This is a genomic window from Pseudomonas sp. PDM26 (genome assembly GCF_019219185.1).
Lineage (GTDB): Bacteria > Pseudomonadota > Gammaproteobacteria > Pseudomonadales > Pseudomonadaceae > Aquipseudomonas.
Genome location: NZ_JAHUWC010000002.1, coordinates 250,213 through 262,707, shown reverse-complemented (window position 1 = coordinate 262,707; position 12,495 = coordinate 250,213). Strand labels below are relative to the sequence as shown.

The window sequence follows — 12,495 nt, the reverse complement described above, 5'->3', positions numbered from 1 at the left end:
TGCGACCCGCAGCATTGACCGTGCGATCGCTCAGCCAACGAAGGTCGATGATCCAAGACGATGAGGTCAGAGCGTTTTTACACACTCTGGACCAGAAGTGGTCACTTCTGCGCTTCACAAGCACGACTCTCAGGCGCGCTTGGGGAGCTTCCAGTTCGGGCGGATGAAGTGGCATGTGTAGCCATTCGGTATACGCTCGAGGTAATCCTGATGCTCCGGCTCCGCTTCCCAAAAAGGTCCCGCCGGTTCGATTTCGGTGACAACCCGGCCTGGCCACAGGTGTGAAGCATCGACATCGGCAGCGGTGTCCTCGGCGATGTCGCGTTGCTGTTCGCTGAGGTAGTAGATCGCCGAACGGTAGCTGGGGCCCAGGTCATTACCCTGACGGTTGGGCGTGCTGGGGTCGTGTATCTGGAAGAAGAACTCAAGGATCTGCCGGTAGCTGATCACGGCAGGGTCGAAGACGATCTCGATGGCTTCGGCGTGGTTGCCATGGTTGCGGTAGGTGGCATTCGGCACATCGCCGCCGGTGTACCCGACCCGCGTGTGCAGCACACCGGGATAGCGTCGCAGCAGATCCTGCATGCCCCAGAAGCAACCTCCGGCGAGAATGGCAGTTTCGGTTTGTCTGGTCATGGTCTGTCGTTCCTCTCGGAGGAGTTGGGTATAGCCATTGTTATGAGGGCGTGTTGGCCAATTCCAAGGTTTCGCGCAAACAGAACTGGAATGACCGCATTTGGCCGATTACTACCTGTCGCGAAGGATCGCAATCACCTCAAACCTGGCGGTGGCGGCAGACAGAAAACCGCCGGAGTCAGACCATGATTGAACCCGCCAGTATGTTAGCGTGCAGCCGATAAAAGGGACTACCTCAACGAGCTATAACCGAATACTGGCATTTATAGGGGGCTGTCTCACTAGCGGTAGGTGATTGGTTTTTCCGGGAATTTGCAACCGGTGGTATGAGTCGCCTGCAATGCACCGTGGAGGGCACCCATGACTATCTCATGCAGCAGCTTGCGTCGTGCTCCCTTACTTGCCTGGGACTCTCCAATCCAGGCAGGCAGTTGGTTGAGCAGGGAAACGATGCTGCTCAAGGTAGCACGCTGGGTGAAGCTCACCGGTGTACCCGTGAGCTGCTCTATCGTTCCCACCAAGTGTTCCTCATAGCGCCGACGCAAGGTCAGGATCAAGGCTTGCTGTTCGCTGCTCAGACAATGGAGGTCATACTCCGCCAGGCGGAAATGCGCCCCCATACGCTCATGCAGCAGGAGGTGCGCCTCAAGCAGGCCGTGCAGTCGTACCGCAGGTGCGGATTTGCGACGATTCACCAGGCTGGCGCCGTGAAGCAACTGTTCGTAGAGTTCCTCGATCAGCTCGAACAGCAGTGTTTCCTTGCTATCGATGTGGTTGTAAATGGAGCCGACATTGATCCCTAGATAAGTGGCGAGATCGCGCATGCTTACCCGGCTGAAACCACACCTGGCGAACAGCTCGAGTGCTTTGTGGCGGGTTTCCATGTAGCGCGAGTGGTGCCCTTGTTCGACAGGTCCCGCTGAAAGGGAATTCGGGCTGGCGCAACGGGGCGTTACTGGCTGGGCGTTGGTCATGGAATTAACACCTCGATAGTTGTTCATTCACCTTCATCCGCGAAACTGCCCCAATAGCCGATTCAGCTGACCCGCCAGTTGGCCCAATTCCTGGCTGGCCTCGTTGGACCGGTCTGCTGCCTGGGCATTTTCGTGGGCCAGCGAAGCTGCACGGGTGACATTCTGGTTGATGTCCTCTAAGGGAGACGGAAGAGGGGGACAGCCGCACGCAGGGCGCGTCCAGCCAAGGGCTCAGAGCACGTAGTGGACCAGCTCGCGGGCGATCAGCAGGCGCTGCACCTCACTGGTGCCTTCGTAGATCTGGGTGATGCGCGCATCACGGTAGTAGCGCTCTACCGGGTAGTCCTCCAGATAGCCGTAGCCGCCATGGATCTGCATGGCACTGGAGCACACGCGTTCGGCCATTTCCGAGGCGAACAGCTTGGCCTGCGAAGCTTCTGACAGGCACGGTTGCCCGGCGCTTTTCAGGCGTGCGGCATGCAGCACCAGCAGGCGGGTAGCATTGAGCCGGGTGTGCATATCGGCGAGCAAGTTGGACACACTCTGGTGTTCGATGATTGGTTTGCCGAATTGGATGCGTTCGCGGGCATACCCCAGCGCGGCCTCGAACGCGGCGCGGGCGATGCCCAGGGCCTGGGCGGCGATACCGATGCGACCGCCTTCCAGGTTGGACAGGGCAATGGCCAGGCCCTTGCCGCGCTCGCCCAGCAGATTGGCCTCGGGGATCGAGCAGTTGTTCAGGGTCACCGCGCAGGTATCGGAGGCCTTGATGCCCATCTTGTGTTCGCTGCGGTCGACCACGAATCCGGGATTGTCGGTCGGCACCAGGAAGGCCGACAGCCCCTTCTTGCCCAGCTCCGGATCGGTGACGGCAAAGACGATGGCCAGCTTGGCGCGCTTGCCGTTACTGACGAACTGCTTGGCGCCGTTGAGCACCCACTGGCCATCGCGCAGTTCGGCGCGAGTGCGCAAGTTGTGTGCTTCGGTGCCGGCCTGTGGCTCGGTCAAGCAGAAGCAGCCGATGGCTTGGCCGCTGGCCAGAAGCGGCAACCAGCTATCTTGCTGGGACGGGCTGCCATATTTCAGCAAGGGGCCACAGCCCACTGAATTGTGGATGCTCATCAATGCGCCGAGCGCCCCGTCGCCGGCCGAGATTTCTTCCACGGCCAGGGCGTAGGCCACATAGTCGGTGTAACTGCCGCCCCATGTGTCCGGCACAACCATGCCCAGCAGGCCCAGTTCACCCATCTGCGCCACCACGGCGTTATCGATCCAGCCGGCCTTCTCCCAGGCTTGGGCATGCGGGCCGACTTCGCTGCGGGCGAAGTCGCGCGCCATGTCGCGGATCATGCGTTGTTCTTCGGTCAATTCGATATCGTGCATTGCGAGTCTCCTGCCGATCAGGCGGTGCGAAGGGGGTTGCCAGAGGCTGGGCGATAGTCTCTGAAGAAGGCCTGCACCCGCGCAGGTACCAGTTCCCCCAGGGAGGGCGGGTTCCAGCGTGGGATCTTGTCCTTGTCGATGATCAGGGCGCGGACGCCCTCCATCAGGTCGCCCTTGTCGAACCACTGGTAGCCCAGGTGCAACTCCAAGGCAAAACAGTCGGCCAGGCTCAGGTATCGACCGCGACGCAATAGCTCCAGTGTCGCGGCCATTGCCAGCGGCGAGCGGCTGTCGAGCAGCTCAACCGTCTGCTCGGCCCAGTCGCGCAGCTCGGGACGCTGCTCGCGCTGCAGCGCGTTGCGAATCGCCGGCACATCAGGCAGGGCGAAGTATTCATCGATCACCTGGCGATAGGCCTTGAGTTCCGATCCCGCAATACGCTCGGTGGCCAGGCCAGCGAGCAGATCTTGCAAGTCTTCGTCGGGCGCACGGGTCCAGTTCAGATGATCCAGGGCGGCATCCAGTTCGGCCAGCCGCTCGCTGGGCAGATAGTAGTCGGCCAGGTTGGCATAGAGCGCATCGGCGGCACGTACCTGGCAGCCTGTGACCCCCAGATAGATACCCAGCTCCCCCGGAAGGCGCGGCAGGAAATAGCTGCCGCCGACATCGGGGAAAAAGCCAATGCCGACTTCCGGCATACCCATCCGCGTGCGCTCGGTGATCACCCGCAGTGAGGCAGCCTGTGCCAGCCCCATGCCGCCGCCCAGGACGAACCCATCCAGCAGCGCCAGCACCGGTTTGGAATAGCCATGCAGGTACTCGTCAAGGGCGTACTCTTCCTCGAGAAACAGCTCGTGCAGGTTGTCGCCCGCCTTGTGACTGTCATACAGCATCCGGATGTCGCCACCGGCACAGAAGGCTTTTTCCCCGGCGCCACGAATGGTCACGGCGACGATTTCCGGGTCCTGTTCCCACACCCGCAGGTACCGGCACAACAGTGTCACCATGGGCAGGTCCAAGGTGTTCAACGCGCGTGGTCGATTCAGCGTCAGGTGGCCGATGCGGTTGCGCACACTGGCCAGCACCGGGGGTTGCTGCCCGCTCATGCTTTTGCTTCCCCACGGAACAGTTTGATGATGGCGGAGAAGTCCAGACCGCCATTACCTTGCAGGCTGAAGGTCTGGTACAGCTGCTGGGCGGCAGCACCGAGCACCACTGGCTGACGCGCATGTTTCGCTGCTTCGGTGGCGAGGCCGAGGTCCTTGAGCATCAGGTCGGTACCAAAGCCGCCACTGTAACCACGCGAGGCCGGAGCGTTTTCCAGCACACCCGGGAACGGATTGTTGATCTCCGAGCTCCAGCAGCGACCGGTGGAGGTACCGATGACACCGGCCAGCACCTTGGCGTCCATGCCCAGGGCCACACCCAGGGCCATGGCTTCGGCGACGCCGACCATGGAAATGCCGAGCAGCATGTTGTTGGCGATTTTGGCCACTTGGCCGTTGCCTGCGCCGCCGCAGTGCACGATGTTCCTGCCCATGGCCGAGAGGATCGGCAGGGCTTGGTCGAACACGCTGACTGGGCCGCCGACCATAAAAGTCAAGGTGCCTGCCGCCGCGCCACCGGTGCCGCCGGATACCGGCGCGTCGAGCATCGGGTTGCCCTGGGCCAGGGCGAACTTGGCCACCTCGCGAGCGCTTAGCGGGTCGATAGTCGAACTGTCGATCAACAGCACGCCTTGGCCAATATTGGCCAACAGGCCGTCCTTGCCGCGATAGACCTGCATCACATGGTCGGCGGTCGGCAACATGGTGATGATCACCTCAACCTTGGCTTTGGCCACGGCGGCGGGCGAGTCAGCGGCGCTGGCACCGGCCTCCACCAGGGCGGCGACCGCCTGCGGGAAAGGATCGAAGACGGTCAGACTGTGGCCAGCCTTGAGCAGGTTGCGGGCCATTGGGCCGCCCATGTTGCCGAGGCCGAGAAATCCGATATGCATGATGACTACCTTTTGCGAGTGGGGATCAGCGGTGCAGAAAATTCGGCGCACGCTTTTCGACGAAGGCTTGCATGCCTTCCTTTTGGTCGTGGCCGGCAAACAGCGAATTGCATCGTTCAGCTCCTGGCCGGCCGACGCTTGGCGCCGGCCGGCAGAGATCATTTAAGGGTGATGGTGGTGTTCACCGAGCCGCCGGTGTCATCCTCGTCGAACCAGCGCTGGGTGACCGTCTTGGTCTGGGTGTAGAAGGTCACCACCTGCTTGCCGTAGGGGCCCAGATCACCGAGCTTGGAGGCGCGCGAACCGGAGAAGGAGAACAGCGGAACCGGTACCGGGATCGGCACGTTGATGCCTACCTGGCCGACGTCGATTTCTTCCTGGAAATGACGGGCCGCAGCGCCAGAGCGGGTGAACAGGGCGGTACCGTTGCCATTCGGGTTGGCGTTGATGATCTCGATCGCCTCGCTCAGGCTGGCGGCGTGCATGACGCACAGCACCGGGCCGAAGATTTCTTCGCGGTACACCGACATTTGCGCAGTGACGCCGGAGAAGATGGTCGGGCCGACGAAGTTGCCGTCCTGGTAGCCAGGCACGCTCGGGTTGCGTCCATCCAGTTCGAGTTTGGCGCCTTCTTCGATGCCGCTGGCAATCAGGCTGTGGACGCGGTCCAGGGCCGCGCAGGAAATCACCGGACCGATGTCGGTGCCAGGCTCGGTGCCGCCATTGATCTTGAGGGTCTTGGTCCGCTCGATCAGGTCCGGCAACCAGGCCTGTGCTTCACCCACCAGGATCACCACCGGCAGGGCCATGCAGCGTTGACCGGCGGCGCCGAAGGAGGCTCCCAGCAGGTTGTTCAACGTCTGCTGCTTGTTGGCATCGGGCAGGACAATGGCGTGGTTCTTCGCGCCCATCATGCACTGTGCGCGCTTGCCGTTCTGGGTGGCGCGGTTGTAGACATGGGTACCGACTTTGGTCGAACCGACGAAGGATACGGCTTTGATGTCCGGGTGGTCGCAGATCAGGTTCACCGCGTCGACGCCGCCGTGGATAACGTTGAGCACGCCCTTGGGTACACCGGCCTCCAGGGCCAGTTCGACCAGGCGCATGGTCACCAGCGGGTCTTGCTCGGACGGCTTGAGGATGAAGGTGTTGCCGGTGGCGATGGCCATCGGGAACATCCACAGCGGGATCATCGCCGGGAAGTTGAACGGGGTGATGCCGGCGCACACGCCCAGCGGCTGCATCAAGGTGTAGGTGTCGACGCCGTTGGCGACGTTGTTGGCCAACTCGCCCATCTGCAGGTTGCCGATGGAGGTGGCGTGTTCGACCACCTCCAGGCCGCGGAACACATCACCTTCGGCATCCGGCAGGGTTTTGCCCTGTTCGGCGGTGAGCAGGGCAGCCAGTTCTTTGATGTTCTCACGGATCAGCTGCTGGTATTTGAAGAAGATCCGGGAGCGGGCGCCGATCGGCGTCTTGCGCCAGGTCTTGAAGGCTTCCTTGGCGCTGGCCACGGCGGCGTCCATTTCCTCGGCGGTGGCGAAGGGTACGCGGGCCAGAACTTCCTGAGTGGCCGGGTTGACCACGTCGCGCCACTGAGTGGTGCGCGATTCAACGAATTCGCCGTTGATGAGGAGCTTGACGGTTGGAATGCTGGATGAGGTCATTTTCGGGTCCTGCCTACTTTCTTTAGGTCGAGTGAAGCCCCTCGGCCTGGTTGGCCGAGCGGTCGCGTTTGAATTCAGAAGGGCCGGCGTACCGGCCCGGGTTCAGCCCTTGAGGTGCGGGAAGTCTTCTTCGAAGTATTCTTGCGCGCCGCGTGCATCGCTCTGGCGGCGCTGCACTTCCATTTGTCGCAGTTCTACCCGACGGATCTTCCCGGAAATGGTCTTGGGCAGTTCGCTGACGAATTCGATACGTCGCACCCGCTTGTAGGGCGCCAGGTGCTCGCGGGCGAAGGCGAGGATGTTGGCGGCCAGCTCGGCACTGCCGGGTTCGTCATGGGCCAGGATCAGGAACGCCTTGGGCACGGCCAGGCGTAGCGGGTCTGGGCTTGGTACAACGGCCACTTCCATCACCGCCGGGTGCTCGATCAGCGCGCTTTCCAGCTCGAATGGGCTGATGCGGTAGTCGGAGGCTTTGAACACGTCGTCGGCGCGACCGACAAAGGTGATGTAGCCATCCGCGTCGATCTGCGCCGTGTCGCCGGTACGGTAGTAGCCGTCGCGCATCACTTCGGCGGTTTTTTCCGGGCTGTCCTCGTAGCACAGCATCAGGCCGAGGGGACGCACGTCCAGCGGCAGGGCTACTTCACCCTCATCGCCGGGTACGCCGTCGGGGTCAAGCATAGTCACCTGGTAACCCGGCAATGGACGGCCCATTGAACCGGGCTTGAGCAGCTGGCCGGGCGTGTTGCCGACCAAAGCGGTGGTTTCCGACTGACCGAAGCCGTCGCGCAGCGGCAAGTCCCAGGCATGCAGGATCTGCTCGATGATCTCCGGGTTGAGCGGCTCACCGGCGCCCACCAGTTCGCGCAGGCTCAGGCGCTCCTTGTAACTGGCCAGATCCTCCTGGATCAGCATGCGCCACACGGTGGGCGGGGCGCACAGGCTAGTGACGCCATAGCGCTCCAGCGCGCCAAGCAGGGCCAGGGCGCTGAAGCGCGCGACGTTGTGGATGAAGATGCAGGCGCCGGCGTTCCACGGTGCGAAGAGGCAGCTCCACGCATGCTTGGCCCAACCCGGTGACGAGATGTTCAGGTGCAGGTCACCCGGCTGCAGGCCGATCCAGTACATGGTCGACAGGTGGCCGACCGGGTAGCTCTGGTGGCTGTGCAGCACCATCTTCGGCTTGGAGGTGGTACCGGAGGTGAAGTACAGCAGCATCGGGTCGGTGGCTAGCGTGCGGCCTTCGACGTCGAAGTGCTCGGAATATTCGCTGGCGGCGCTGTGCGGGGTCCAGCCAGCGGGAGCCGGGCCGACGCAGATGCGACTGCAGCCGTCTCCCAGGCCGACGAACTTGTCGACATGGGCACTGCCGACCACCAAGTGACGAACCTGGCCGCGCTCGATGCGGTCGCCCAGGTCATCGGAGGTCAGCAGGGCGGTGGCGGGGATAACCACGGCGCCAAGCTTGAAGGCGGCCAGCATGGTTTCCCACAGGGCGACGTCGTTACCGAGCATCAGCAGGATGCGTTCGCCGCGGCGCACGCCAAGGGCACGCAGGTGATTGGCCACCTGGTTGGAGCGCGCGGCCAATTGCTGGAAGCTGTAGCGCTGTTCGCTGCCGTCTTCTTCAACGATCCACAGGGCGTTGGCCTGGTTGCCCTCGGCCATGGCATCGAAATAATCCAGTGCCCAGTTGAACTCGTTCAGTTGCGGCCAGCGGAAGTCACGCACGGCAGCGGTGTAGTCAGTACGGTGGGCCAGCAGGAAGTCTCGAGCGGCGAGGAAGGGTTGGCAGTTGCTGTTCATTGGAGTCTCCATCGATCGTGGTGACGATCGGCGCGGGTACAGGTACGGGATGGTCAGGCGGCGAGGGTGGCTTCGCTGCGGGCAGCAATGCGTACGAGACGCGTGCAGGTACCTGAGAGCGGGGAGACGGCGGCAAGCATGGATGTCTTCACGGTGTATGCCCTTGTTTATTTTTGTTGGGTCTGGCCCGGTTCATGACCAAGCGCTTGAGCCCAGTATATGCATGCAAAAATCAATTAAAAATGCTCATAAAAACCGGTGCGTTGTGCAAAAAAATCATAGGTGTGGCGCGTTGGATGAGGCCACTCGCACCGTCAGGCGACGCGAGCGGCCCCGTCTGGCGGGGGGATTTACCAGAGCGCCAGGGTATAGCTGAGGATCAGGCGGTTTTCATCCAGGTCGCTGCCGAAGTTGGTCGAGCGCACCGTCGCGTTGCGCCACTTCACCCCGACATTCTTTAATGGCCCGCTCTGCACGACATAACCGATGTCGGTATCGCGTTCCCATTCCTTGCCTTGGGGACGGTTGCCGCCCAGATCAATGTTGTCGCCGGTGAGGTAACGGGTCATGAAGGTCAGCCCGGGAACGCCAATGGCTGCAAAGTTGTAGTCGTAGCGAGCCTGCCAGGACTTTTCGTCCTTGCTGGCGAAGTCGCCGATCTGCACGAAGTTCACCAGGAAGGCGTCGGTGCCGTTGACGTAGGCGTAGCCGGTGTCGCCGCTCATGCCTTGGTAACCCAGGCCCAACGCATGCCCGCCGAGGTTGTAGGTGAACATCGCGCCAATCGCATTGTTATCGACATTGCTGCCGCCATCGTCCGTAGAACGGGCGAAGCGCAGATCCGTCTTCAGCGACTGGCCGGTTGTGACTGGCAACACGTAGGTCAGGTTCACCAAGTGCTGACTGTAAAAATTGTCGAGGTGACCGTAGCTGTAGCCGGTGGCGAGGTTGCTGGTCCATTTGTAGTTCAGGCTGGCGAAATCGAAGCTGTCGCTATCGAGATGACGTGTGGTGATGCCCTTGGCGCCGGTGCGGGTGATGCCCATGTCCTCGTAATCGGAGGAGTCGCGCTGATTGACCTGCGTCAGTCGCCCGGCATCCACCGTCAGGCCTTCGAGTTCCAGCGACGTCAACTGGCCGCCCTTGAAGGTTTGTGGCAATAGCCGTGAATCGTTGGCCAGTACCGTCGGCAGTTTCGGCAGCAGCGTGCCGAGTTTCAGTGTGCTTTTTGAGGCACGCACTTTGGCGGTCAGGCCCAGTTCGCCGTACTCGTCCTGTGCACCTTTGCTCGTGTCGCGGTGGCGTTTGAGCAGACCAGAGCCTGCGCGATCAGGGCTGGAATCGAGCTTGACGCCGACCAGACCGATGGCATCGAAGCCGACACCGATCAAACCTTGGGTGAATCCCGATTCATAGCGCAGCAGGAAACCCTGGGCCCATTCCTCTTGTTTGGATTGGGCGGCGTTGTCCTGGCGATAGTCACGGTTGAAATAGAAGTTGCGTAACTCAAGGTTGGCTGTGCTGTCTGCGAAGAAGTCGGCGTGAGCTTGTGCTGCGAGGCCGCTGCCGGCCAGGAACAGGGTAAGGGTGGTAGATTTCATTGGATGCCTTTTGTTGTTTTTGTTGTCGACGAGCCGCTCCCGCGCCATTTGGAGTTGGCAAGGGAGGGGCGCTTTTTGGGTGTCCTGCGCCGAGCGGCGCAGGTCGGGCGTAAAAAAGCGCGAAGCAAAGGAGCGGACTCGCGCTAGGGGCATCAGCCCCGGAAAAAGCAGCGTCAGTGACTGCTGGCCATGGAAGCTCCAAGGCCGGTCTGGGCACGGACGAATTGGTCGGCATAGGCGGCGCGCTCACGGTCGGCGCGCTCGCTGCGATCAAGCCTGGAAGCGACCACTATGACCAGGAAGGCCAGGGGCATTGAGAACAGCGCCGGTTGGTCGTAAGGGAAGAGCGCTTGGGCATGTCCCAGTACACCGACCCAAACCGACGGTGAGCAGACCACCAGGGCCAGGGCGCTGATCAGGCCGGTCAGGCCGCCATAAAGGGCGCCGCGGGTGGTCAGGCCGCCCCAGTACATGGACATGATCAGTACCGGGAAATTCGCCGAGGCGGCGATGCCGAACGTCAGGCCGACCAGGAAGGCGATGTTCTGGCCCTCGAACAGAATGCCAAGGGAAATCGCTACGATGCCCAGGCAGACGGTGGCAATGCGCGACACGCGCATTTCCTTTTTCTCGTCGGCGCGGCCCTTCTTCAATACCGAGGCGTAAAGATCATGGGAGATGGCCGAGGCACCAGCCAGGGCCAGACCGGACACGACGGCGAGAATGGTAGCGAAAGCCACGGCGGAGAGGAAACCGAGAAACAGGTTGCCGCCCACCGCCTTCGCCAGGTGCATGGCCACCATATTACCGCCGCCAATCATGGCCCCGCCGAGCTTGCCATCGACGTAGTACTGAGGATCCGTGCCGACGATGACGATGGCGGCATAGCCCAGGACGCAGACCACCAGGAAGAAGAAGCCAATGAATACCGTGGCGAACAGTACGGATTTACGCGCCTCCTTGGCATTGGGCACCGTGAAGAAACGCATCAGAATGTGAGGCAGGCCGGCGATGCCGAAGACCAGTCCAAGGGATAACGACACCGCGTTGATTGGGTCGGACAGCAAGGTACCCGGGCCCATGATCTGCACGCCACTGGCATGCACGGCTACAGCCTGGGCGGCCAGCGTCTCGAAGCTGAAGTCGAAGCGACTCATGGCCATCAGCACCAGGGTAGTGCCGCCCGCCAGGAGCAGGACCGCCTTGGTGATCTGTACCCATGTGGTGGCGAGCATGCCGCCGAAGATCACGTAGACCAACATCAACACGCCGACTACCACCACCGCCGTGCGGTAGTCGAGACCGAACAACAGTTTGATCAGTTGACCGGCGCCGACCATTTGCACCACCAGATAGCAGCACACCACGGTCAGCGATCCGAGGGCGGCAAAGCTGCGTACGCGGGTTTGATCGAGGCGGTAGGAGACGATGTCGGCGAAGGTGTAGCGCCCCAGGTTGCGCAAGCGCTCGGCCATCAGGAAGGTGACGATAGGCCAGCCGACAAAGAAGCCAATGATGTAGACGAAGCCGTCGTAACCCTTGGCGAATACCATGCTCGACAGGCCCAGCAGAGTTGCTGCCGACATATAGTCCCCAGCGATTGCCAGGCCATTCTGGAAGCCGGTGATACCGCCACCGGCGCTGTAGAAATCGGCGGCGGAGCGCGTGCGGCGCGAAGCCCACCAAGTGATCAGCAACGTGACGAGGACGAAGACGAAGAACATGCCGATGGCATGCACATTGAGCGGTTGCTTCTCCGCGGTGATGGGTGCGGCGTTGGCCAGCAGGGGGCTGAGGGCGAGAAGGGCGAGTAGGCGTTTCATGCGCGGGTCTCCTGGAGGATCTGCGCGCTGAGCGCGTCGAAACGGGTGTTGGCGGTATTCACGTACCAGGCGGTAAGCAACCAGGACAGCAGGATAATTGTCACGCCGATCGGCATGCCGAGGCTGAGGTGACTGCCGTCGTACAGCGGCAGGTGCAGCCAGGCAGGTGCGAAGGCCACTACCATGATGAAGCTGTAATAGACAGCCAGGACCGCGCCGCTCAGTGACCAGGCTAACAACGCGCGCTGGCGGGTGAGGCGCTGGAACTTGGGATTGGCCCTGACCTGGGCGCAGGTCTGGGCGTGGTTCGGATGATCTGTCGTCATAGTGAGGCTCCGCTTTTAATTGTTGTTGTTTGCCGGCCTTTTGAGGGGCGTACGGGTACCCGGGCGACGTCCCGAAGCGGAGCGTCACCTGAATGCTGCTGGAGTCGTTGCTGCCCTGGCGATCTTCCGGAGGCGAGGGGCTGTTGAAATGGCAGGTGTGGCGCCGACAGGAAACCCGCCGTATGAGCCCTCGGCGGGCGCGAAGGTGGCAGTGATTGCGCTGCCGCGCAGCTGCCTGTTTTCTGCTTGAAAGCAGGCTTTTTACCCTGCATCCATGCCG

General features: G+C 61.9%; 10 protein-coding genes. All 10 read right to left on the bottom strand.

All coding sequences use genetic code 11. From position 1 onward, the window contains the following. Window positions 1-129: 129 nt before the first annotated feature. On the bottom strand, window positions 130-636 hold the full coding sequence (gene msrA, locus KW849_RS05185; RefSeq protein WP_108215682.1) for a peptide-methionine (S)-S-oxide reductase MsrA: 507 nt from the start codon (window positions 634-636) through the stop codon (window positions 130-132). 281 nt (window positions 637-917) lie between these two features. Beyond that, window positions 918-1,610, bottom strand: a complete 693-nt coding sequence (locus KW849_RS05180; RefSeq protein ID WP_218428726.1) for a TetR/AcrR family transcriptional regulator — start codon at window positions 1,608-1,610, stop codon at window positions 918-920. Window positions 1,611-1,841: 231 nt separating this feature from the next. Further along, window positions 1,842-2,993 carry an acyl-CoA dehydrogenase family protein gene (locus tag KW849_RS05175; protein ID WP_218428304.1) on the bottom strand — a complete coding sequence of 384 codons (1,152 nt, stop codon included), beginning with the start codon at window positions 2,991-2,993 and terminating at the stop codon, window positions 1,842-1,844. 17 nt (window positions 2,994-3,010) lie between these two features. Further along, window positions 3,011-4,099: an enoyl-CoA hydratase/isomerase family protein gene (locus tag KW849_RS05170; RefSeq protein ID WP_218428302.1), complete on the bottom strand. Its 1,089-nt coding sequence runs from the start codon at window positions 4,097-4,099 to the stop codon at window positions 3,011-3,013. Then, a complete protein-coding gene (mmsB, locus tag KW849_RS05165; RefSeq protein WP_218428300.1) occupies window positions 4,096-4,992 on the bottom strand; it encodes a 3-hydroxyisobutyrate dehydrogenase in 897 nt (298 codons plus the stop codon). Before mmsB ends, KW849_RS05170 begins: the two co-directional genes overlap by 4 nt. 158 nt (window positions 4,993-5,150) lie before the next feature. Next, the gene (locus KW849_RS05160) at window positions 5,151-6,659 is read right to left on the bottom strand and encodes a CoA-acylating methylmalonate-semialdehyde dehydrogenase (protein ID WP_218428298.1); all 1,509 of its coding nucleotides are present in this window, start codon (window positions 6,657-6,659) and stop codon (window positions 5,151-5,153) included. Window positions 6,660-6,761: 102 nt separating this feature from the next. Then, window positions 6,762-8,465, bottom strand: a complete 1,704-nt coding sequence (locus KW849_RS05155; RefSeq protein WP_218428296.1) for an AMP-binding protein — start codon at window positions 8,463-8,465, stop codon at window positions 6,762-6,764. Between the two features lie 350 nt (window positions 8,466-8,815). Continuing rightward, complete coding sequence (locus KW849_RS05150; protein WP_218428294.1) at window positions 8,816-10,066, bottom strand: OprD family porin; 1,251 nt, start codon at window positions 10,064-10,066, stop codon at window positions 8,816-8,818. A gap of 173 nt (window positions 10,067-10,239) precedes the next feature. Continuing rightward, window positions 10,240-11,889 (bottom strand): cation acetate symporter, encoded by a 1,650-nt coding sequence (locus KW849_RS05145; protein WP_218428292.1) that lies wholly within the window; start codon window positions 11,887-11,889, stop codon window positions 10,240-10,242. Next, a complete protein-coding gene (locus KW849_RS05140; RefSeq protein ID WP_150780962.1) occupies window positions 11,886-12,215 on the bottom strand; it encodes a DUF485 domain-containing protein in 330 nt (109 codons plus the stop codon). Before KW849_RS05140 ends, KW849_RS05145 begins: the two co-directional genes overlap by 4 nt. Between the last annotated feature and the right edge of the window lie 280 nt (window positions 12,216-12,495).